The organism is Candidatus Krumholzibacteriota bacterium, assembly GCA_034520215.1.
GTDB lineage: Bacteria > Krumholzibacteriota > Krumholzibacteriia > Krumholzibacteriales > WJIX01 > JAGHBT01.
In genome coordinates this window covers 321666-344755 of sequence record JAXHNR010000002.1, presented here as the reverse complement: position 1 = coordinate 344755, position 23090 = coordinate 321666, and the positions used below count along the sequence as shown (strand labels likewise).

The following is a 23090-nucleotide window of genomic DNA, read 5'->3' as shown; positions in this document are numbered from 1 at the left end:
ACTATGTTCCAGCAGCTAACAATTCAAGCATCTTTATGTATTCTATGATATTTAATAGTTTTTCTTTTTTATTTCTTTATCCCCAGTTTTATTTCATTTAGAATCCTTAAATCTATATTCATAATTGGGTGGGGTCTATTAAGATAAATTAACTCATTTCGTGGATTAGTTTAGTGAAGAAAGGTCATGGCGAAGAAACCCAGAATTTATGTGACTACAAATCCTCTTGTCCACGATTCACTCGTTGACAGAAAAAATCGAACTTCCTATAATGAAATGAAACTGTATTCTCTGTTTTACTAAATGTTAAGGAAGTAGATATGGTAGAAAAACAAATTGTATTTTTAGCCTTTGCTATGGAGGATAAGTCAGCTCGAGACTTCCTTAAGGGTCAATCACTTAATACCAATTCACCATTCGAGTTTATCGACATGTCTGTAAAAGAACCCTACGATAGTGAATGGAAGAAACGGGTCAGAACTAGAATTCGTCGGTCCGATGGAGTTCTTGCAATTGTTAGCAAGAACTCCTTAACCTCTAGTGGACAGAAGTGGGAAATCAAGTGTGCAAAAGAGGAGAAGGTCAAGTTAAAAGGAGTATGGGCATATAAGGATGATCGCACTAATCTTGAACGTGTAAATACTATGGTTTGGACTTGGAATAACATCGCCAAGTGGATTGATACTCTATAAAGGTTGAGATATGAGGAAAGCACTAGTTGTTGGGGTAAATTACTATTCCAATTTTTCATCGCTTTCAGGCTGTGTTAATGATGCTAATTCAGTGAAGGCAAAACTGGAGCGTAATGGCGATGGCACAGTTAATTTTCAAGTTAAGCTCCTTCAAAGTACGGGCCCTACAGAAATTGTAAGCCGTCCAATCTTGCGCAATTCGATTGAAGAACTTTTTTCTGGAGATGGAGAAATAGCACTTCTTTATTTCTCGGGACATGGATACATTGAAACTGCCGGTGGTTATTTATGTGCGAGTGACTGCGAGAGAGGCGATGATGGAGTTGCAATATCAAATATCCTGACTTGGGCCAACGGGGCCACCATGATTCAAAACCGAATCGTAATTCTTGATTGTTGTCACAGTGGCATCGCTGGAAGCCGGCCACTCCAAAATGATGCTAGCGAGATCTATGAGGGTGTAACTATTCTAACGGCATCGACTTCGGAACAGTACGCATCAGAAGTGAACGGGTCTGGCGTGTTTACATCTTTATTAGTCGATGCACTAGCTGGTAGTGCTTCAAACCTCGTTGGAGACATCACACCGGGCAGCGTATATGCTCATGTCGACCAGTCACTAGGTCCATGGGCTCAAAGGCCGATGTTCAAGACTAATGTGAAGCGATTCATATCGCTAAGAAAAGTGACACCTCCTATTGGGCTGGAGGATTTACGCCGTTTAGTAGAGTTTTTCCCCGAACCTGGGTATAGGTTCCAACTAGATCCTACTTACGAACCAGAACGTTCGTCAGATGACAAGAAAAAGAATGTGCCTCAACCGATTCCTGAGCACACTGAAATTTTCGCAATTCTTCAATCATACAACCGATTGAATTTGCTAGTGCCTGTTGATGCACCACACATGTGGCATGCTGCTATGAATAGTAAAACAGTGAAATTAACGGCCCTTGGGGAACACTATCGTAGACTTGTCGAGGAAAAATTGATATAAAATGGACAATAAGGAAATCCAAATTAGACTAAAAAACATAACTGAACAGTTGGCAGCAAAGGAGCATCAGCGTTGGTCACATTGGCAACACTATCTCCATTCTGTATGTATAAAATGCGAAGATGGTTCGTTGCAAATTCCACCAGAACTTGTTGAAAAATGGGAACGTCAAATAAAAACCGAGTACAAAGACTTATCGGAACCCGAGAAGGAGAGTGATAGAGAACAAGTTCAAAAGTATTTGCCACTGATAATCAATGCGTTAACTTCTAGCTCCTACTAGCCACATGACGTAACAAAACGGAGGTTGACCTGCCCCCAGTTTCTGAATCACTCTAATTTAATTAACAAATGGGTGAAAAAGATAACTCATTAATGCTTAATTTCATATAATCTGATCAAATGTGAGCATAAACAATATATAACTTATGGTTTACCGCTTAGCGCTCCACTATTAATCTCAATAGAAGAATTAACTAAAAAAGATATATCATTAGTTGATATTAACTTAAAGCCAAATTGGCCAAATTCAATTAATGAAATTGAACAATTGTATAGTTCAAAACGGAAAAGATTCTGTGGTTTTGCATCAACCGAAAAAGCAAGTATACTGCCTAAAGAAAGATTATGTCCAAATACGGCAATTGACTTACCATAGGGCGTGGTTTCAACAATCTTTAAGAATGAGGAAACCACACGATCGTGGAAATCTTTTAGAATCTCACCGCCAGGAACTAATAGATCATTTGGCCCAATTTTACAATGACGCATGCGTTTCCATTCAGCTGGCCAAGAATTTTGAATTTCCCCAACTGTTTTTCCTTCCCATAAACCTGTGTTTAAATTTGAAAGCCCTTTTTCAATATTTACAGAGAGGTCCAATATATTCGAAGCAATCATAGCAGTTTTCTTAGCGTGCTCAAGAGGACTTGTCCAGACTTTCGAAATGTTTCTAGTTTTTAGATTGTGTATTCCGGTGAAAGTTGCCACTCATTCCGATTTTAACCTGTTTCTTATAATTTTAGAGTGTTCGCAAAATCGAGCCAGGGATTTGCGCTAGCATTGTCGGCCGGGTTGCCTTGCAGCCCGGGTGCCAAGCACAGCCGCGAACACTTTGATACTCATTGAGGCCTCCCCCTCAGTATAAAACTGAGGTAAAATGAAAACGCCAAATAACTCTTTTCACCTTTAATAAGGAGGAGACCTCATGAAATTCTACACTCATGAACATAAATTCTACTGCGGAATTGATCTTCATGCAAGATCAATGTATCTCTGCATACTTGACCAGCACGGAGAGACCAAACTCCACAGCAACATGAAAGCAGAGCCGGAAGGCTTTCTAAATGCCATAAAGCCTTATCGGGAAGACATTGTAGTATCTGCAGAATGTATGTTCGCCTGGTACTGGCTTGCCGATCTCTGCGCCGCCGAAGATATCCCTTTCATTCTCGGCCATGCTCTCTACATGAAAGCTATACACGGGGGAAAGGCTAAAAACGATAAAATAGATTCCAGAAAAATAGCAGGACTTCTTAGAAGTGGAATGATCCCGGAGTCTTACGTTTATCCCGCAGAGATGAGATCAACAAGAGATCTTCTAAGAAGAAGAAACTATCTCGTACGCAAGCGTTCTGAACTTCTCACTCACATCCAGAATACCAACTCTCAATACAACCTACCTGAGTTCGGAAAGAATATATCTGTTATTAAAAATCAAGAAGGGTTTATAAACAGATTTAATGACCATTTAGTACGTGAAAGTATCCGAGTTGACATTGAATTGGTAAACCATTACACACGGTTATGTGGCGTACCTAGCAATTAGTACCAATGCCACTTTCCCATACTTGGGGACATGCCGATATAAGCTTTTACTGTTATACTTCCATCAGCCACCACAAGATATGAAATGATCCTCATATGTCCTTCAAGAATCACTAAATGATCTCTAGCAGTTCCAACTAAGATAACAGGAGGAAAACTCTCCCCGTTCTTAATTCTGTCTACGATACCGGATATGTTATCAAGTTCAGCGTCTAAAAGAGCTGTCTTTGACATATATGTCAATACCTCTCGAGACATTCTTGTTTCATTTGTCCAATGAATCCATTTCCCCTGTTTGATTACATATAGTTTCGATAACTGATCAAGTGTTAGATCTTCCACTTCCCAAATAACATCTCTAGGAAATCCATGAAATAGACTCCTATCTGGATAACCTCTTGATTCCGACATTATCTTTCTTCTGTCGATGTTTTCTGAGTTGTCTTTCAGGTTAGCGTCAAATAGCAGACTTTTATCTCTATCTAGATCTATGAGCATTTTGCTTATTTTGCTACCAAATCGATTCGATTCGTACTCCGCTCGTAAAAATGCGAGAATAACTTCATCTTTAGAAATATGACTCATCTTTTCACTCCATGGTATGGCACATAACATTTCGCAGGTTTGCGAGGTGGCCGGTCCTGGCGTCAGCCAGGCTGGCGCGGCGGGTGCGGGCTGTGCTGCGGCCAACTCGCCATATTCCAGTAATAGCACCCGCCGTGACAGAGGCCATCTACGCCGGAAGGCCGCCAGGCCTGGAGGCCGCAAACCTGTTATGCGAAGGATTTTATGTTCAATCAAGGACTAATTTCATCACAAATACATTCTATTCTGATGATTCTTTTAGGAAATACAATCAATTTAGCTGCGCAAATTGATGATAGGAGTTCGAATGCACGTCTGTTTCCGAACACGCTTATAAATTCATCGACATTCTCGACCGAATAATTGCTTATCTTGTTTGGAAAATCTCTCTGATACGCTTTATAAGCTTTTTTACATGAATTTATAATTTGAACGAAAAGTGCATTAAGTTCGTGGTACATATTTTTCAATTTGTCTTTAGTTGAATCATCATCGAATAACTGTTCTTTATAATTATGTGCAAAATCATTTCTGATCTTTCTGACAATATCCAAACTTTTCTTCATACTCTCAGAAATTAATCCCAGCCTATATGACAATTCAATTTTAGATGCGAATGTTCCTAATATTGGATGTGGAGATTTAAAAAGAGAATCCTCTTTATCATTTGATTCCAAAAGCCTTGCCTGAATCATCTTTTCAAGAGCATCGTCTAACATCGCAGCAGCAACAATCACACAACCTCTTTCGCTTTCTTTGGAAAGAAGTTCATGAAAAGTTCGAAATTTATTTCCCTGCGCCTTCCAATAATTGTTTTTCTTTCGCTCATTCATTACATTTCCCTCTTTATATAAATAGTAACGGAATGACTTGAGCTCTTAGTTCAAGTGCAAAAAACAGCCTAGAATACACCAATGTGATAGAAAATATTATTTTCTCATAGCAAGATTTAATTCCTCCAAATAGTTTTCTAGTACGCTGAAATCTTTATAAACAATTTTAAAATGAAATGGTTTTTTCATTTCTTCTAACCAAGATTCGTGAATCATTTTCCCCGCATAATTAGCAATCCGATTAAAATTAAAATGGATATTCTTTGGGAAAATGTACTTATTTGCTGACACCCAATCGTATATTTTGCAAGATTTTTCAACTCTCCAATCGAAATCATATTGATGTCCAACATTGTGGAGTTTATGAAAGTCTGTCTGATATTCCCCCAAAAATTCAATTAGCAAATCACGCTGTTTTCTGAAATCCTCAATCTTAATTTGCTCTGAACGGTCTTTTCTTTTACTCCAATTATCAATAAAAGACCTTAGAAAATATCCAAGTATCCCACCAATCCCAACTAATAATACATCAATGAACTTATTTAAATACTGTTCCATAATAATTCTTGCCAATCTTTCGCATAACATTTCGCGGATATGCGACATCCGGCTATGCCGGATGTGCCGAAAGGCCGAGCCCGAAGGGCGAAGCGCATATCTGCTGTTAGGCGATGTTTTTCGAATTATGTAGTAATTTCTTTAACCTTATTGATTCAGAAATTAATAATATTAATACCCCGTAAAAAACAAATCGAAATTTTGCCCAAGGAATTAATAATGGGCTAATGAATAATATTGATCCTGTTAAGTACATTAATATATTTGCTTTAGATAATTGTTTGAATCTAAAAGAAATATCTATATGACTATCCTTAATATTTAAAATATAATTAGAGCATATTCTCATAATAAATATTGTTGTTCCTGAAAAATATAATAAAATAAATAAAAACTCCAATAACTCAATAAACATAAAATAAGGATGTCCTGCATAAAATATTGATTTTAAAGGACAACTGATCATTCCAAAAAATAATTCGAAAAATGTGATATAACACATTTCAAATATTACACCAACTAAGACAAAGAATATAGAACTGACAAATACAGATTCTTCAACTAATAGGCTTGTTATCTTATTGCTCAGTACTAGTAAAAGAATAGATAAAATGAATATAGCAGAAAAAAATAAAACGAATTTTAATGCGAACGGCATATAGTAGTAATAACTTTGTTCAATGAGTTGGTTATTCTTAGATACTTGATTCGATATTATATTCAGTTTTTTTAGTACTTCTGGAAAACTATGTACTCCAGTTATAAACATAATAATTGTTATTAAATATACTAGTACTTGTAAAAACTTATTAATATATAAATTTGATAACATAAAATTCCTTCTACCTTAATTTGACATACAAATATCGCCTAACATTTCGAGCGTTTGCGACGCAGAGCAAGCGGCAACCCCTATTAATTACGATTCTAACAAGAAAACTCCAAGCTTACAAGAACCTGATCAGTCAGTCTATCAATTATTGCCGAATCCCTGGGGCAGCGAAAAACCTAAACAACCAGAAAACTCACTACAAATACAAGAAGCCCCCTATCCCCTAACGCCAAGAGCTACCAAATTACGCCGCGCAGCGCCGTGTCCCGAGGCTACGCGTCAGCGGAGCCGAAGGGCAAGCCGCGTCCCCGCGGCGAAGCGCAAAAGCCTCTGTTATCGGTAGTGCGAACGAAGAACTAGAATCTATCCCGAATTCTAGCGAAGCAAAAACTAAATTAGTAAGATAATCGGACAGTCTTATTACAAATCTTCTCGATAAAAAGGAAATATTCTACTTACCCACCATACGAAAATGTATTTTGACACTTAACCAAAAGAGGCTAAGTCAGGTTTTTTTCTCTTAAAAAAAGAAAAACAATTTACCGGAAACCTCACAATTTAATACTGAGAGAGCATTTCCGTAGTCACGGTAGGGACACCGGTTACCCGGCGCCCCCCGCACAGATCCAGGCGTGCGGAATTCCCGCACCGGGCTCCTCAAGGATACTCGCTTCCGCAAAAGACAAAATCAACGACAATTATCATTGCCGAATTTAACCTTCTTTGCTATCCCCCGCAGTGAGGTTTGCATGTATTCTCCGATCCTACGTGTCCGGTACATGTTTCCTTTACAAGCTACGTATCCCTGTCAGCTCCTTCCCCACGTGAACGGCTCTCCCGCTCTCAGAGTACTATGAGCTGATCCGACTCCCTGCCGGCCATCGGCCTTCCTTCTTTTCGGTTGGATAGGCCTACCAGCCCCCAGGGCTGGAACCAACAGGGCATCCCAAGTTCCTAACGCATCTCTACATACATGCCACGTCCTCTGACCCCGACAGACCCTCCGGAATCTCGCCACTCGCGATTCCTTCGTTTCGGCTTCCGTCATGTTAACAACGTCGCCATCTGCTTTTTCCCGCAATAACGGGGCTGAATGTGCTTCAGGGAGTACGGTCTCCCCTATGGCCTATATGTTTCCCTGTGTACGCTTCGTGTTACTGTTACCAGTTTCCACGCAACACTCGGTATGGGCGGCTGGCTAAACCTTACCCAACCGGGACTTCCACCCGGTAAGAATGCGCCAAGCTTGCTTGGCGCTCTAACATTTCGCAGGTTTGCGAAGTGCCGAGCGGCCAGCGAGGCACTTGCGCGAAGGGCCGCAGGCCCGAAGCCGCAAAACTGCTGTTATGCGTAGTGAGGGCTATTAATTCTCACTATCAGGTTTTTCAGGCACACCAGAGGGTTCCTCTGGAGGATTATTCGTGTCCAAACTCTCCTTAGGCTGATGCCCCCGCTTAATTGGTTGATAGCCAAACTCTTCCTTATCATCACTCTGAGTGTTCTTCTTTTCTTCTTCTGACATTATTATAACCCCCTATTTAAATAGTTCTATTGCAAGTATTTCATCTCCAATTATAAGTATACCCTTAGATCTTGCGACCTTTCTCTCAAATTTACCCTCATCCGACAACATCCACACTTGCTCAAGGTATATCTGTTCTTTAGCAGGATATGACGAAGAGAACGATTTTGCTGCGTATACACCAGCAATCTTCCGCCCATCCTTTAAGTGTACAATTGCCCAGTATGATTCCTTTTTTCCAAATACATAATCCCAAGGTTTTGATATAGAAGAGATAACATGTTCTTTGACCCATTTCCACTTCAATATTTTTAGGATGATTATCGGCCATAAAATGGGCGCAATCAACAAAACGACTAGGATTACTATTATCAATAAGTATGTGTGATTAGATATACAATTGGATATCTGTGGAATTAGCATCCAAGAAAAGACTGCGTAGTTGAGAGCGCTATAACCTATGACCTCTGCAAGTTGCTTCGTGAAATCAAACCTCTCCCCAGGTACTAGCAGCGAATATGTCTTTATAGATATGAATCCTGGAATAAAAAACGCCAAGAACAATTGAATTTTATCAATGCTCCATATATCCATTTAATCTCCTCTCTATACTACCCTTCATTACGCATAACATTGTGAGTGTTCGCGAAATCGCCCCAGCGATTTGCGCGAGCATTGGCGACCGGGGTGCTACGCAGCCCGGGTGCCAAGCACAGCCGCGAACACATTTGTTATCCGCAGTATCGCAATTAATATACTTTCCTAATTTCTTTTCCGTTGTATTCCCATCTTTCATCCAAAGCGCTATCAAATATTTCTCTGGATAGTGGGATTCTCGCATGTCTATTCTCCCAGACAATTACATGGAGCGGTTTATCATCTAAATCTATCAGAGATATAATAGCGCTTATTGTTGTGTTTTGTGAATCGGCAGAATTTGGTCTTCTCATTTTACCTCTACGTCCAAAAACTACATCGTCCTCCAAGCCATTTTGGGGAATATCTGACTGGGGTATTGGAACTCTATAGGTCAGATCACCCTCCATGGCTCCGTATATTCTTACATAATTTGAGATATCAAAGAATGGATTAAGATTATCTGCGTAAAGTACAAGGCAACATGGATATTTTTTAAATTCTTTAAATTTTCTACGTGCTTCTTCAATCTTGCCCCTAATTCGTTTATAAGGATCGTAGCTACCAGCCTCGAGCATTCTCTTCATCTCAAAATCTTTTACATCTATAATATAATCTCGATCCTTATGGTGTATTACGTAATCAGGTCTTTTTGTCTTACCTTTAAATTTAAGTTCAAAGTCATATTCGTAACCCATTTTTTTCATATACTTCTCAAAATTAATTTCCCCAATAGTATGCTTAGTCATGATTCACTCCATATTACGATATTGCGGATAACATTTCGAGCGTTTGCGACGCAGAGCAAGCGGCAACCCCTATTAATTACGATTCTAACAAGAAAACTCCAAGCTTACAAGAACCTGATCAGTCAGTCTATCAATTATTGCCGAATCCCTGGGGCAGCGAAAAACTTAAACAACCAGAAAACTCACTACAAATACAAGAAGCCCCCTATCCCCTATCGCCAAGGGCTACCAAATTACGCCGCGCAGCGCCGTGTCCCGAGGCGACGCGTCAGCGGAGCCGAAGGGCAAGCCGCGTCCTCGCGGCGAAGCGCAAAAGCCTCTGTTATCGGTAGTGCGAACGAAGAACTGGAATCTATCCCGAATTCTAGCGAAACAAAAACTAAATTAGTAAGATAATCGGACAGTCTTATTACAAATCTTCTCGATAGAAAGGAAATATTATAATTGTCCACCAAAGGAACTTGAATTTTTATAATTAACCAAAAGAGGGAAAATCGGATCTGTTCTTCTTAAAAAAAGAAAAATAATTTACCGAAAACCTCACAATTTAATACTGAGAGAGCATTTCCGTATAACATTTAGAGTGTTCGCGAAATCGCACCAGCGATTTGCGCGAGCATTGGCGGCCGGGGTGCTCTGCAGCCCGGGTGCCAAGCACAGCCGCGAACACATTTGTTATGTGAAGCCAAACTAATCCTTAATCTTCTTATTAATTATTGGCTTTATTTCGTCAATTTCTTTCATAGACATCTTAACAAAAAAGTTGCTCGCCCTCTCAAAAACTATATTTTCAAATCCACATTCGCGGATATCGGATTCAAAATCCTGTATCCCCTTTTTTAATGCTTCAATTAATACTTCAATTTGTATAGCTGTTATGTTTTTATCTTCATGAGTAAGTTTTATGGATTTTCTCAAGTCTTTTACTTTAGCTGGTCCGCAAGCATAATATACAGTTTTAGCTTTATTATTTCTAGTAAGTGCAGAATCTGGAGTGTAGGTATGGATAATTCCACACCTAGCTGAATATAAATCTAAAGGAGTACAATCAAAATTTAGGTATGGAATGATATATTTTGAGCTCCAATCAAGAAAATCCTGTTTTTGTACTTTTTGCTGATCAACTGGGCGATGCAGAGCTGACATACAATCGATAGCGGAGTAGATTAGAATTAGACAAGAAGTGATTAGATTATTTTCGAAACACAAATATACTGATTTTAACATTTGATCTATATTAGCTTTTAGCAATTCTTTGGACATAATATCACCAATTTTGGTTTCACATAACATTTCGAGCGTTTGCGACGCAGAGCAAGCGGCAACCCCTATTAATTACGATTCTAACAAGAAAACTCCCAGCTTACAAGAACCTGATCAGTCAATCTATCAATTATTGCCGAATCTCTGGGGCAGCGAAAAACTTAAACAACCAGAAAACTCACTACAAATACAAGAAGCCCCCTACCCCCTATAGCCAAGAGCTACCAAATTACGCCGCGCAGCGCCGTGTCCCGAGGCTACGCGTCAGCGGAGCCGAAGGGCAAGCCGCGTCCCCGCGGCGAAGCGCAAAAGCCTCTGTTATCGGTAGTGCGAACGAAGAACTAGAATCTATCCCGAATTCTAGCGAAGCAAAAACTAAATTAGTAAGATAATCGGACAGTCTTATTACAAATCTTCTCGATAGAAAGGGGGTTTATACTTACCCACCATACGAAAATGTATTTTGACACTTAACCAAAAGAGGGAAAATCGGATCCGTTCTTCTTAAAAAAAGAAAAACAATTTACCGGGTACCACATTTCTTAATACTGAGAGAGCATTTCCGTATAACAGTTTATTTATGATGAACAATTTCGTATTAGCCCCATAGTCCCAACCTTATACGATTGTTTATATCAAATCAAGTCAGGTTTGCACAAATTGTAAGAACTTAAAATGTCAATAAGGTTCCGTTGACCCGTAACCATTCTTTCCGCTTAAGGTAATCCGGTAGGATTTGGCCTAACAAACGCCAGAACTCCTTGGAATGGTTGTGGTATTTGAGGTGGCAGAGTTCATGGACTATCACATAATCCACGATGCTCAAAGGAGCCATAATGATCCGCCAGTTGATATTTATATTTCCGGCCTTTGAGCAACTTCCCCATCGGCTTTTTAGATTCTTGACCTTTATGTTCCTGCACGAAACACCCACACGCTCTGAATACATGCTAATCCGACTTCGTAATTTATTCTTGGCATGTGACTTGTACCACTCGCCAAGTGCATCCCGAATAAGATCATCCCTCTTTTTTACACTATCCGGAACATAAACGTAAAATCGGCCATTCTTCAACTCAACGGGCTGAGGATTCCCCCTTGCTATCTTTAAACGATAATTTCTGCCGAGATAAGAGAAGGCTTCTCCGCTGACATATTCCTTGGGCTTTGGAGGATGGCGCACAGCATCATTGGTTTTAATTTTATTAATGATCCAGGAACTTTTCCTTCTGATAATATTATCGATTTTTACCTGCGCTAGATTATCCGGCACGATGATGGATACCTCATTTTGAGGCGAAACCTGAACACTTGCTGTTCGGCGTCTTGGTGTACGGATGATCTTGTATTTAAATTCATTCATTTCGGCACATCCTGAACCCTCGCTAGTTCCATATATCTTTCAATAATACGATTCCGCATCTTTGTTTTTGGAGCTAACTCACTGGCCATAAGAACCCTTTTGATCTTGAGTCTCAATTTCTTCTTCTCATCCTCTTTCTGAAAAAAATCAACTATGTACGTAGATTCCTTGATAGAATCGAATATCTCGGAAGTAATATCACACATCCTGTTTCGTGTCTCCGGATCAGGCGCATAGTAATCGGCGTCTTCCTTCATCTCTGCTTCTAGGATATTGTAATAGGCAAATTCTTGCTTGCTGAGTCCAACGCTCTGAGCCTTTTCGCCTCGTTCTGTTTCTATCGAAGAGCGAAAATCCATTAGTATCTGGACAAGCTCATCCCATTTCTCATGATACGCATTAAGTATCGCTTCGAGTCTTTTGCTAAGCTTATGGTAATATTCCGGATCCTGTTCGATGTTTACCGTGATATGGTGCTTGATGGCATGCTCTATCTCACTTGCCTTGGCTTTATGAGACTTGATACTGTCAACGTGCTCCCCGAAGTCCGGAGCAAGAAGCGCGACAGGTGAAATTCTGGGCTCTATCCCAGTGGAATAGATATGTTCATCAATCAGTTCACGCACCTTGGCACCAGCTCCAGCAATGGCATACAGGTTTTCCCTGTACCTGTTCTGTGCCGCCAGATTGATCTGACCAAGGCGCTTCATATCCGAAATGAATGGTAACGCTTCAGGTCTCGGCATTACGATATCCATGCTTCTTAGAAATTTCTTAAGGTTAGCTTGAAACTGAGCACGAGCTTCTTCGTTTTCCAAAACCTCAACGCATTTCTCAATTTCAGACAGCGCTATTCCCTTAAAGTGGGACAGAACTTTAGTATGCCTTCGCTCAAGCTTGGGAAGCTCTTCCTTGATTGGAATCAGCGCGCCATGAACATCCTCGGAGCTGAATAGCTCAAGAGCATCTTTCAGATAATCCGACAATCCGTAATAATCGACAACATAACCACGTGTTTTTCCTGTGCGTGTCCTGTTGACTCTCGCTATAGCCTGAAGAAGCCCGTGATCCATTAGCCTTCGATCCAGGTACATAACCTGCTCAACCGGCGCGTCAAATCCTGTAAGAAGCATATCCTTTACGATAAGAATCGATAGAGAATCCTCAACCATAGGCTTTTTAAACCGTTCAATATACTGTTTCTGCTTTGTACGGTCGGTGTGTTCCCTGATATGAGCTGGATCATTGTGATCACCTGAAATAATTACGGCCGATTCAGGACCACCCAGCTTATCCAGGGCTTCTTTATAACGAACCGCCGACTCACGGCTCGCAGTTACAATCTGAGCCTTAAAATCGTTCGGCTGGATATTATTTCTGTAATGCTCAAGGATATCAACACAGATCATCTCTATACGTTTTGTGGCTTCGAGCACCGCCAGCTCCCTGCCATATCTCTTCTTTATGGCTTCTTTCTCTTCTGCCGATTTATCCTCGAAATAGGCGTCAAACAACTTATCAAGAGAATCTCCTGTTACCTTTGTGTTCGATTCCCGACCCTCATAGATAATCTGAAGTGTTGCCCCATCATTAACACTTTGATCAATCGTATATGTATCGATATAGGACCCGAATTCGTTTGTAGTCTTCCGAGATTTAATAAGCGGCGTACCCGTAAAAGCAATCTTCGGAGCATTGGGAAGTGCCACGTTCATATTGGTAGCAAGGGTAGCGTACATGCCCCTGTGCGCTTCATCAACTAACAGAACGATCTTATCGCTGGCGTTTAACTCCTCCATCTTCCCGAAATCTTTTTCCCGGAACTTCTGGAGCATTCCCGTAACAAGATCACTGCTGTCATTTGCTAATATCTTCTTAAAGTGCTTTACATTCTTTGCGTGCTGTACGGTTTCATCCTGGCACCTCTTAAATGATTGCGTTAGCTGCCGGTCAAGGTTTGTTCTGTCGGTTACAAAAACCAGTTTATAATCCTTAAGTTCCGGATCACGCCTCATCTTTACTGCCACAAATACCATTGTCAGTGACTTGCCGGACCCTTGAGTATGCCAGATTACACCACCGCGCTCTTTCTGCGTCTTTCCGGTTTTTAACCTTATGAGAGTTTTGTGTACCGCACGGTACTGCTGATACCGCGCCATCTTCTTTATCATTTTCCCGTCCACAGTCTCAAAGACGGTGAAATTCCTGATAATATCCAGAAGGTTCTCTTTACAGAACACCCCCTTCAGCATTATCTCCTGTGATCTCGCACCTTCGACAAGTTCAGATATTTTAGCAGGAAATGGATCTTTCCACTCCATATAGTGCTCATATCCTGAGCTTATGGTTCCCATAGTCGCTTTATCGCCAAAAGTAGATACCATCATCTGGTTATACCAGAAAAGGCGTTCAGCACCTTCAAGTTCAGATTGATTTCTTCTATTCGAGTAGCGAAGAAGCTGGTTTATCCCTGTTTCCATCGGATTTGTGATGAAAGGGGATTTGCACTCGATCACAGCCATAGGAAGTCCATTGATAAAAATAACGATGTCGGGGATAATATTCTGTTTCGGGCCATGTACCTTAAACTGATTTACTACCAGGAATTCGTTATTGTCCGGGTTGTCAAAATCTATAACTTTGACTGTCTGACCTTTTTGTCCATGCCCCATATCCTGTTTATAAGACATGTATTTGACCAGATTTTCGTAAACCTTCTGGTTCGCTTCGATAAGAGATGTTGACCTTATATAAATCAGGTCATGGACGATTTTGTTCAGGTTCTCAGGACTCAGCCAGGGATTAATACGCATAAGTGCAGATTTTAATCGTTTATCCAGCACAACATCTCGCCAGCTTGAGCGCTCCTTTGCAGGCGAATCTGGCGCGAGTTCTTCGCCCCGAACATAGGTATAGCCAAAGGTCAATAATTGATCTATTGCTGGTTTTTCTACTTTTGTATACTCGTCATTCATGCCACATCATCAACTTTTACTCGAACTTTGCCGGTTAGAAGGTCTTGCATAAGGGCTTTTTTGAGATCTTGGAGTTTTTTACAGCATTTTTTCACATTGCTTATTTTATACTGAATGGAGTTAAGCAACTGTACAATAATATTCATTTCTTTTCGCCGAGTTTTTGGTACACGTAACTCCCTAAGGAATCCCAACCCAACAAATCTCTGACTACTGCCCGAAAGCTGGGTATCAAGAGATTTCAAGAATGATGGTGAAGACAAATAGTAAAAAAGCCACTGAGAAAGCACAAAATCTCCGTTTGTTTTAAAAAGTCCTACGTTCTTGATTGCAAATGGTAGATCACGCTCTTCTACAACAACAGGATTACCCACAGTCCCTATCATTCCAAATAGAACATCACCAGCGTCAACTTTACTTCTCTTGTTAACTTCATGATAATCATGATTACTGATCATGTAAGAATTCTTAATCTCTATGCGTCCATCCCTAAGGTTTTTTGAGGTAACAAGATGGAACCCATATTTTGACGGTTTCGGGGTATCATGAGTTCCATCAGTAACACGCACACACACATTTTCTAACTTAGCAACCTCCCACTCCTCCGGAATCTTCCCAAGTGACGAGTCTTTGAACTTTCCGCCCTTTTTGATTCCATATTTTGCTGCGACTTTTGGTGGGAGACCTTTTGTTAGCAATTCCTGCATAAGCGCCTTTTTCAAATTCTGAAGCTTTGCGATCATCGCCTCTGTTGTCTCAATGCAACTATCTACAGATGATAATATCGATGCGATTTTGCGTTGCTCGGAGAGAGGAGGGATGAGTATATTTATTTCTTCAATCTGTTTTCCGCTCACATTAGGTTGAGCCCCACCAATAGCATTTATTAATAAATTTCTAGTGAACTCATTTCTTGCCGTAACATAATAAAGGAAAATCTTATCCATATTGCCATTAGCTAAAATCCGAAACAAACCAACTCGTTGATTTAAAAAAGCTCTGTTTTTTATCCTATATTTACCCGTTTTTCCCGTCGTTGCCCCAGACATAGCAACTAAAACATCACCATTCCGAACAACAAATTCATTAGGAATATTGCAATCCATGTAATGAACCACATCAGATAGATCGATTAATCCATCTTTGATATTGGATATTCTTATAATAGGAATCCCTTGTTCCATAAAGTTCTCACTTTTAAATGCGTAACCACCTTGTACTTTAACATTTGCACCCAATTTCGCTTTTCGCCAACCATCCGGCGTTATACTACTCATAATACCCCAACTCTTTTAGAAACCCCTTCATTGTTTCATCAGCTTCTGCGTATTCACGCTCTATATCCTTAAGCGATACCTTGTATTTATCCCACCAATGTTCAAACTGGCCGATTATGACACGATCTTCAGTAGTCAGATGCTTAGCAATATCCTCCCGCTTCTCGTTATCATCTTTGAAGTGGTAATAACCATCAACGGGACCAGAAAACACTTCGCTAACATCGTATCCTTTTAGAGTTTCCTGAATATATTCGTCTTCCACTTCAGATACTGGAATTCCACCATTCAAGATTGCATGCACATCATACTGTTCTGGCGGAGGTGTGGTGTCAGCATATCGCCTGATGTTAAGATTCCAGTCGTTTTCTTCTATCTCAGAGATTTCAACTACACGGGAATAACGTTTCTCATCTATATATTCATCGAATACTCTTACAATATGTTCAATATCCTTTTCGCGCAGCCTGTTCTGGTTTTTCCCTTCCTCATATTCCAGTTCGCTATTGATAAAGAGCACTTTGCCCTTTCGCTCTTTTGGCTTTTTTTTGTTGATAATGAGGAGCAACGCAGGGATACCAGCTCCATAAAACAGAGCCTTTGGTAAGCCAACTACTGCTTCAAGTATGTCATCCTGCAAAATCCCTTTGCGTATCTCCTTTTCCCGGTTGCCGCGAAACAGTACTCCATGCGGCATAACAACCCCCAACATCCCTTCAGCATTCAGGCTTGCGATCATGTGTTGTACAAAAGCCAAATCTCCATGACTTTTGGGAGGAACCCCATACCGCATTCGCCCAAACGGATCATTCTCTGCGAAATCATTCCCCCAGTTTTTTAGCGAGAACGGAGGATTTGCGATTACCCGGTCAAAAGTCACCAACTCGCCATCTTTTAAATGCTTCGGATCTCGAATAGTGTCACCTTTAGCAATTTCGGCGTTCATCACTCCATGAAGAAACATATTCATCTTGCAGATCGCCCAGGTATTCAGGTTCATCTCCTGGCCATACAGCGAAATGTTGGCATCATTCCCTCCGTGCTCACGGATATAACGCTTCGACTGAATCAGCATGCCGCCGCTCCCACAAGTGGGATCATAAATTCTCATCCCCTCCTGAGGTTTTAGCAATTTGGTTAATAGACGAACAACCTGATTCGGGGTGTAGAATTCACCTGCCTTCTTACCAGCGCTATCCGCGAACATCTTGATCAGATACTCGTACGCTGCTCCAAGAAAATCGGGATGTTCGAAATCATCCTTTCTGAGTCTGTATTTACTGAAATGACTCAAAAGATTCTGGAGTTTGTTGTCCGGCAACTTGTCCTTGATATTGAAGTCGATAGATACAAGCACGCCTTCCAGAGATGGATTATATTCCTCGATGCCTTCGGTTGCCTTGTTGAGTTCAGAGCCGATGTCGTGTTTTAGGTTCTTGAGGTGATTCCAGCGAGCCCGTTCAGGGATATAGAACGCATCTGTATATTCATCCATGTCGTTTGCAAGCTTTTCAGCTTCTGATTCCGAATAACCCTCCTTCAAATAATGAGCAATGATTTTCTCCTGCGTTTCCTCGAATGCGTCTGATAATCTTCGAAGGAACAACGTGCCGAAGATATACTCCTTGTATTCCGAGGCGTCCATATTGCCCCGCAGGATATCCGCAGCACCCCAGAGGTATGATTCAAGCTGTTGGAGTGTTAGTTTTTCGGGCATATTTTAGAGCATTCCCCTTTAGTTAGATCGCACATGAAAAAATTTTCTTCAGCCAGCTAATTATTTCAGGATAATAATCGCAATCAAGAACAAACTCTTGTCCACGGGCAACGGTTTCCAGCATAACATTGCTCTCCTTGGAATGCCATCTATTTAAATTGGAATGATAGGTGAGCGGAGGCTTTTCATCACCAGGATAAAACCAAGCAGGCAACCGCCAAAGACTACGTTTTTTTGACTCAGGCGCAGTAAGATATAAAACAGGTTTGAACTGTGGGAAAACTCCTCGCCCTGGAATATCTTTCGGAAATCCAGGCAGATCAATATACTCGGTTGCAACATAGAGAGTATTATTCTCACGCCGATCCTCCGCGCTTTCAACGTGGGAATGTGAGCATGCCCATTTCGGTAAACTTTCTTTATCCACTGAAGGTTTATAGATTGCTCCGATCTGTAACCAACCAAATAATACATGAAGGTGTTTTGACACGCGTTCATAAGAAAGCATCTCTCCAGTGTTTTGTGTCTTACGAAACCAGCCGAAAAACAAGAAGATATCACCAAGACCGACATGGTTCTATTCTAGATGGGATTGAGCGTGTCCGATCAACCCGGACCACCTCTGACAATAGAAATAGGCTGACATTAATAGAATCCTTATGTCAAACACATGATTTACCAAATAATATTTTATTTTAATGTAATTTAAAAAGATTTCTTAATCCCATACATATTCAATGCTAACTCTAATTCTACAAAAACACGATCTCCCACATCATAGTTTCATGTTCCCCAAATAAAAATATTTCAGTACAGAACCAGCCATCTTACCTACACACCAGCATGGGGTTCCCCCTGTTCTCGATTGGGTCGGGGCGCGTTGCTTGGGGGTGTGCTGGGATCCGCACTTATTGAATTCTGTTTTTTTGGAATTAATAGGAGCTGTGGGATGATGCGAATGTTGAGACTATAATATTCAGGCTGTCGCGTTTCGCTTGTATGCAAACAGTTAGACTCTCTACAGCTTCATCTCAGAAGCACCATTTTGCGAGTAATCACACCTCCCTGGCTCTTAACATGCATAAAATAGACACCTTTTAAAACTTCTTTCCCCTTCTCATCTTGCTCATTACATGTCACTCGGTTTTAACCAAATGGAAAACTTTCGCCTACAAGCGGAATCACTCTTCGACCAATCACCGAGTAGATATAAACATTGATGAATGTTGTTGATGTATAAATGAGATTAGCCACTGAGGTATAAACCGCGTTGACAGTATTATGGGTGAAAGAAGTATTATGTGCCTGTTGAATGAGCAGAAAAGGGAATTGCTAGGATAACGATTCTCACAAAATTCCAATTTTATTTGGTTTTATTTGTTTGTGTCTATTTCAGCTTGTTTTTCATCCAATTTGGCACAAATCTGGCACAAAATGTTTGGAGTTGTTATACAACGATATACTCATTGGTCGTTTTGAATTGCAATCGGGACCTCTATTCTTTCCTTAATTTCGTCGTAAATTGGAATATCAATATCTTCTTTTACTTCCAAAGTTACTGCTAATCCATAGTAGACTGATTCATCTAAGCTCCCCGCGTCTTCACGGCATTCCACAGGTATTAAAATCGTATCCCCGTCTACAAAAGAGGCAACATTGCTTCCTATCAATACCTCGTGCTGTGCGGTACCTTTCTTTACTTTTTGCCAATCTGCTTCGCTTCTATCATCTGCAATACCTGCTTTAGGAGGATCAAATGTTAGATTTGCTTTACGGTAGTTTCGGTTTGTAAAACTGACAGGGCTCATCCAAGCCAAAGAAATGGTTAATCTCCTGCCTTCACTTGAACCATTCAGGCTTGGAGGAAGCGGTAATTTAAACTCATGTCGTTCATCTTTGCCAATTTGGCCGTATCCTATAGCAGTTGCCCTTTGATTCGTACATTCTAAAACTCTTTGCAATAAGGGTATCCCATATCCAAGATATTTCGTTAAAGATTTCCTATTTAATCCGCCACTCATGTACAGGTCCATTACATCTTTGCTCTTACCCCAGGACGCGCTATGTATAAGCAAAGCCTTTACTAGAGGAGAAATATTTTCATCTGGTATATTTACCCGAGTTTGATCAGCTAACTCGTAGATTGACTCTACTACCATCGCACCAAATCGTGTCGCAAGTGCAGCTGCATTACTTGTACCGCATGAATAAGTAGCACGAGTTGTATCTCCAGCAGCAACAGGTGCTGCTGCAACTTTTTGCCCAGGAGCCAAAGGAGATCTACTAATTCCATAAGAATTATTTTGGTGATAGTCATAGAGCTGCCTACCAGCAGATATGTAAATTTCAGGTTTTATTGACGAACGGTAACCAAAACCAAACGGTGAAATAGGAGATGGCAAGTTAATATCAGGCAATATATCTACTCTATTGCCCAATCCAGCAATAGTTGAATAATCATTATGTATTGCTCCAACAGTGATTGCATTTATGGATTCTCCCGGAGCAATTATCCTATAATTCCGAGAATTACTATGAATGAATTTCAATGTGGTAGTAGCTTGCTCTTCTTGTGATAGAGATAAAAACTGATCTTCCGAAAGACCTAACTCAATATCATCAGTAACATTTCCAGCACTTACACAAAAGAGAACACTATATTTGTAGGACAGCCAATCCAATAATTTGGACACAGAACTTAGGCGGTGAAAGAAGACCTTGGCGGGGTCTCCTATAGAGATATTAATAATCTTAATTGTAGGGGCAATAGGATCTTCCCCTTCAGAATTTTCAAATATACGACGTACAGCTCTTTCGATTAGGTCTTCGAAAAATTCGTTCTCTGGAATATACTCATTTCTATTGAGATCATTTTGATTTGGTATCATTATAGGCCTGATGTAAATTGGCGTATTCAACGATATGCTGTTTTCATCTAACTCGCCGTGACATATAAGCGATGCCATTGCAGTACCATGTCTTCTCTCACTTGCTTGATACATGCTACTGAAATCATCTGGATCATCTAGAATGAGGCGATTGTCCAACAACTTATGGTTTGTAAAAGGCGCTCCATCTAAGATCCCCACCAATGGGTCACCTGATACTTCTCCAGGAGTAAATTCTCCAACTTCTCCATCGGGCAAAATATCTACGGCACATTGCCCAGTAGGATGGAAGAACATTACATCATTACTTCGGAATAAGGCCACATACTGAGATTCTAGTACTCCTTTGATTTTTGCATGCGGTAGCATAGCTTTTACAGCGCAAAACCGGATTTCCTCAATAGTGCACGTTTTTATGATTTGTCCATTTTCAGCTTGGACCAATTCTCGAATATGGTCTAATGCAGCGCCGCGTTTTGCCCTATCCTCTCTATACCAAAGTTCAACTTCAAAAGGGAACAGCAGGTTCTGAGATTGATAAAAATCGAGGTTTTCACGCCAATATTCCAAGACTCGAGTTTCTCTTAATCTATCTGATACATCCCAGCGTCTAAGAACCTTCAAGAATGAAAATATTTCTGACCACTTCTGATATCCTCTTGGTAGCTTCCTCTCAGAATCCCATTGATTCCATTTAGACAGTATATCGTTCATAGCATGTTGGTTGCTCATACTAAGAAATAATCGCCCAGAAAAACACTCAGATGGAACCGTAGCACTTTTCAATACTTCTATTATTTGATTCTTCACATCATTGAACACATCAGGAATTAGGGAAATGAATTCATCGAGGGGTTTTTCGGTTCTATAACCAAATTTATCAATGAAAGAATTATCTTTAAGAAGATTCCATATTTGAGATGATTGATTAGTATTTAGTGAATCTATTTTATGATACAGAAGTCGTTTCCTAATTTTAGGAGACACAAAAAAATCATCATCAGGATCAATAGTTTCAATATCTATCTCGGCCAACCACTCCAATCCATCAATTGCTCTGACTGCTCGAGTAAAATCTTTAATCTCTCCGACTACTTCCAATACAAGAACTGCTTCCGGCTCTATACCAATAGAAGAGTCTGTAATGAAAGATTGGTTCATCGCCTGGAATTGGGGGGTCAAACGGTCTTTTTGCCTGTTAACATCTGGAAAATGATAATTAGGTGCGCCCCTACCTGTTGCCTTTTTCATTCTATCGGCAGTAGCTGGATTAGGGAAGAAAAGAAGCGGTTTGTCCGCCATTATTTATACACCTACATTTTTTCCAGAGTATTTTATTTGCCATTGTTTCAAGGACTTTGAAACTATGGCTTTTGCATCATCCTGTTTATGTTGTAATACAGCTTTACGAATTATCTCGACACAAAATTCCTCAATTTCCGAATAGCTTTTTCCTTTTAACTTATTTGATAAAGTTTTATAACTATAATTAAAATTACATTTACTCTTTTTTGCGATATTGTCAATAAAAGATTCAATTTGAATATTTTTCGGACGTTTTAATTCCAATCGAATTTGAAATCTTCGCCAAACTGCTCGATCTAATAATTCAGGATGATTACTAGCAGTAATAATAACCACATATGTAGGTAATCTGTCCATCTGCAATAGCAGTGAACTGACTACCCTTTTGATTTCTCCAGTTTCTTTCGTATCTCCACGTTCTTTTCCAATGGTATCAAATTCGTCAAAAAACAAAACACAATTTCTTGTTTTAACATACTCAAATACTTTTTGAAGTCGCGATGCAGTTTCGCCCAAATAACTGCCAATGAGGTTTTCATAACGAATGATATAGAGCGGATACATTAAATGTGTGGCAATTGCTTCTGCCAAGCTAGTTTTACCATTTCCTGGTGAACCCGCAAGCAAAATACGATTACGCGGTTCTAAACCATGACTTCTTAGTAAGTCCGCTCTATGCTGTTCTTCAATCAGCTCATTACATATAGATTTAATCTCATTATCTAATAAGAGACCATCAAATGTTCTATCCGCAATGGATTCAAATAATAGGTCTCTTGCTTCACCCTTGGATTGGATTGAGACACCATTATTGCTTCCGTTTTTAAGAGAATTTGCTAGTCTGTCTGCTAAAATATCGTGTTTCTTAGATCTTTCCTCTGCAATCAATATCTCTACTGCCTTTCGAAACGATACCATATCGCCACGATTAGCAGACTGAATTAACGAAATTAATATATCTGATCTAGCCATTAATTCGTTCCTATTGCGATCATAAAATTAATCATCATCCCCAGTATACATTCTCTTAGCTTGTTTTGGGAGACTTTCCCCTTTCTTCATACATTCGTCAAG

The 23090-nt window shown here is 40.2% G+C and carries 17 protein-coding genes and 1 pseudogene; 3 read left to right on the top strand and 15 right to left on the bottom strand.

The window, feature by feature from the left end; all coding sequences use genetic code 11:
- Nucleotides 1-320: 320 nt before the first annotated feature.
- Both U5O15_08090 and U5O15_08085 read left to right on the top strand, forming a co-directional pair.
- A complete protein-coding gene (locus U5O15_08090) occupies nt 321-692 on the top strand; it encodes a hypothetical protein (GenBank protein MDZ7860607.1) in 372 nt (123 codons plus the stop codon).
- 10 nt (nt 693-702) lie between these two features.
- Entirely contained in the window at nt 703-1686 is a 984-nt protein-coding gene (locus U5O15_08085) for a caspase family protein (protein MDZ7860606.1), read from the top strand.
- A 426-nt stretch (nt 1687-2112) separates the two neighbouring features.
- Here the strand turns inward: U5O15_08085 and U5O15_08080 are convergent, their stop codons facing one another.
- The gene (locus tag U5O15_08080) at nt 2113-2676 is read right to left on the bottom strand and encodes a histidine phosphatase family protein (GenBank protein MDZ7860605.1); all 564 of its coding nucleotides are present in this window, start codon (nt 2674-2676) and stop codon (nt 2113-2115) included.
- A gap of 217 nt (nt 2677-2893) precedes the next feature.
- Here U5O15_08080 and U5O15_08075 point away from each other — a divergent pair, with 217 nt between their 5' ends.
- Nucleotides 2894-3514 carry a transposase gene (locus U5O15_08075; protein MDZ7860604.1) on the top strand — a complete coding sequence of 207 codons (621 nt, stop codon included), beginning with the start codon at nt 2894-2896 and terminating at the stop codon, nt 3512-3514.
- Here U5O15_08075 and U5O15_08070 read toward each other — a convergent pair.
- From U5O15_08070 to U5O15_08005, 14 genes and pseudogenes are all read right to left on the bottom strand, one after another.
- Nucleotides 3511-4098, bottom strand: coding sequence for a hypothetical protein (locus U5O15_08070; GenBank protein ID MDZ7860603.1), 588 nt, complete (start codon nt 4096-4098; stop codon nt 3511-3513). The genes U5O15_08075 and U5O15_08070 overlap by 4 nt on opposite strands.
- Before the next feature lie 212 nt (nt 4099-4310).
- Nucleotides 4311-4931 carry a hypothetical protein gene (locus U5O15_08065; GenBank protein ID MDZ7860602.1) on the bottom strand — a complete coding sequence of 207 codons (621 nt, stop codon included), beginning with the start codon at nt 4929-4931 and terminating at the stop codon, nt 4311-4313.
- Nucleotides 4932-5027: 96 nt separating this feature from the next.
- Nucleotides 5028-5537, bottom strand: a complete 510-nt coding sequence (locus U5O15_08060) for a hypothetical protein (GenBank protein MDZ7860601.1) — start codon at nt 5535-5537, stop codon at nt 5028-5030.
- A gap of 2147 nt (nt 5538-7684) precedes the next feature.
- Nucleotides 7685-7843, bottom strand: coding sequence for a hypothetical protein (locus U5O15_08055; GenBank protein MDZ7860600.1), 159 nt, complete (start codon nt 7841-7843; stop codon nt 7685-7687).
- Nucleotides 7844-7855: 12 nt separating this feature from the next.
- Nucleotides 7856-8437 carry a DUF6338 family protein gene (locus tag U5O15_08050; GenBank protein ID MDZ7860599.1) on the bottom strand — a complete coding sequence of 194 codons (582 nt, stop codon included), beginning with the start codon at nt 8435-8437 and terminating at the stop codon, nt 7856-7858.
- A 155-nt stretch (nt 8438-8592) separates the two neighbouring features.
- A complete protein-coding gene (locus tag U5O15_08045) occupies nt 8593-9228 on the bottom strand; it encodes a hypothetical protein (GenBank protein MDZ7860598.1) in 636 nt (211 codons plus the stop codon).
- 690 nt (nt 9229-9918) lie between these two features.
- The gene (locus U5O15_08040; GenBank protein ID MDZ7860597.1) at nt 9919-10491 is read right to left on the bottom strand and encodes a hypothetical protein; all 573 of its coding nucleotides are present in this window, start codon (nt 10489-10491) and stop codon (nt 9919-9921) included.
- A 670-nt stretch (nt 10492-11161) separates the two neighbouring features.
- Nucleotides 11162-11854, bottom strand: coding sequence for a SprT family zinc-dependent metalloprotease (locus tag U5O15_08035; protein MDZ7860596.1), 693 nt, complete (start codon nt 11852-11854; stop codon nt 11162-11164).
- The gene (locus tag U5O15_08030) at nt 11851-14829 is read right to left on the bottom strand and encodes a type I restriction endonuclease subunit R (protein MDZ7860595.1); all 2979 of its coding nucleotides are present in this window, start codon (nt 14827-14829) and stop codon (nt 11851-11853) included. The genes U5O15_08035 and U5O15_08030 overlap by 4 nt, the downstream gene beginning before the upstream one ends.
- Nucleotides 14826-16106, bottom strand: a complete 1281-nt coding sequence (locus U5O15_08025) for a restriction endonuclease subunit S (protein MDZ7860594.1) — start codon at nt 16104-16106, stop codon at nt 14826-14828. The genes U5O15_08030 and U5O15_08025 overlap by 4 nt, the downstream gene beginning before the upstream one ends.
- Nucleotides 16099-17823: a type I restriction-modification system subunit M gene (locus U5O15_08020; protein ID MDZ7860593.1), complete on the bottom strand. Its 1725-nt coding sequence runs from the start codon at nt 17821-17823 to the stop codon at nt 16099-16101. Before U5O15_08020 ends, U5O15_08025 begins: the two co-directional genes overlap by 8 nt.
- A gap of 22 nt (nt 17824-17845) precedes the next feature.
- Nucleotides 17846-18385: pseudogene (locus tag U5O15_08015) on the bottom strand (hypothetical protein).
- A gap of 901 nt (nt 18386-19286) precedes the next feature.
- On the bottom strand, nt 19287-22013 hold the full coding sequence (locus U5O15_08010; protein MDZ7860592.1) for a S8 family peptidase: 2727 nt from the start codon (nt 22011-22013) through the stop codon (nt 19287-19289).
- Nucleotides 22014-22016: 3 nt separating this feature from the next.
- Complete coding sequence (locus tag U5O15_08005; GenBank protein ID MDZ7860591.1) at nt 22017-22988, bottom strand: AAA family ATPase; 972 nt, start codon at nt 22986-22988, stop codon at nt 22017-22019.
- Nucleotides 22989-23090: the final 102 nt, after the last annotated feature.

Excerpts from the sequence above, each read along its gene's own strand:
- U5O15_08010 (MDZ7860592.1), bottom strand. The coding sequence starts at position 22,013 with ATGGCGGACAAACCGCTTCTTTTCTTCCCTAATCCAGCTACTGCCGAT.
- U5O15_08070 (MDZ7860603.1), bottom strand. The coding sequence starts at position 4,098 with ATGAGTCATATTTCTAAAGATGAAGTTATTCTCGCATTTTTACGAGCG.
- U5O15_08030 (MDZ7860595.1), bottom strand. The coding sequence starts at position 14,829 with ATGAATGACGAGTATACAAAAGTAGAAAAACCAGCAATAGATCAATTA.
- U5O15_08065 (MDZ7860602.1), bottom strand. The coding sequence starts at position 4,931 with ATGAATGAGCGAAAGAAAAACAATTATTGGAAGGCGCAGGGAAATAAA.
- U5O15_08090 (MDZ7860607.1), top strand. The coding sequence starts at position 321 with ATGGTAGAAAAACAAATTGTATTTTTAGCCTTTGCTATGGAGGATAAG.
- U5O15_08060 (MDZ7860601.1), bottom strand. The coding sequence starts at position 5,537 with ATGTCGCATATCCGCGAAATGTTATGCGAAAGATTGGCAAGAATTATT.
- U5O15_08050 (MDZ7860599.1), bottom strand. The coding sequence starts at position 8,437 with ATGGATATATGGAGCATTGATAAAATTCAATTGTTCTTGGCGTTTTTT.
- U5O15_08035 (MDZ7860596.1), bottom strand. The coding sequence starts at position 11,854 with ATGAATGAATTTAAATACAAGATCATCCGTACACCAAGACGCCGAACA.
- U5O15_08005 (MDZ7860591.1), bottom strand. The coding sequence starts at position 22,988 with ATGGCTAGATCAGATATATTAATTTCGTTAATTCAGTCTGCTAATCGT.
- U5O15_08045 (MDZ7860598.1), bottom strand. The coding sequence starts at position 9,228 with ATGACTAAGCATACTATTGGGGAAATTAATTTTGAGAAGTATATGAAA.
- U5O15_08020 (MDZ7860593.1), bottom strand. The coding sequence starts at position 17,823 with ATGCCCGAAAAACTAACACTCCAACAGCTTGAATCATACCTCTGGGGT.
- U5O15_08085 (MDZ7860606.1), top strand. The coding sequence starts at position 703 with ATGAGGAAAGCACTAGTTGTTGGGGTAAATTACTATTCCAATTTTTCA.
- U5O15_08075 (MDZ7860604.1), top strand. The coding sequence starts at position 2,894 with ATGAAATTCTACACTCATGAACATAAATTCTACTGCGGAATTGATCTT.
- U5O15_08040 (MDZ7860597.1), bottom strand. The coding sequence starts at position 10,491 with ATGTCCAAAGAATTGCTAAAAGCTAATATAGATCAAATGTTAAAATCA.
- U5O15_08025 (MDZ7860594.1), bottom strand. The coding sequence starts at position 16,106 with ATGAGTAGTATAACGCCGGATGGTTGGCGAAAAGCGAAATTGGGTGCA.
- U5O15_08055 (MDZ7860600.1), bottom strand. The coding sequence starts at position 7,843 with ATGTCAGAAGAAGAAAAGAAGAACACTCAGAGTGATGATAAGGAAGAG.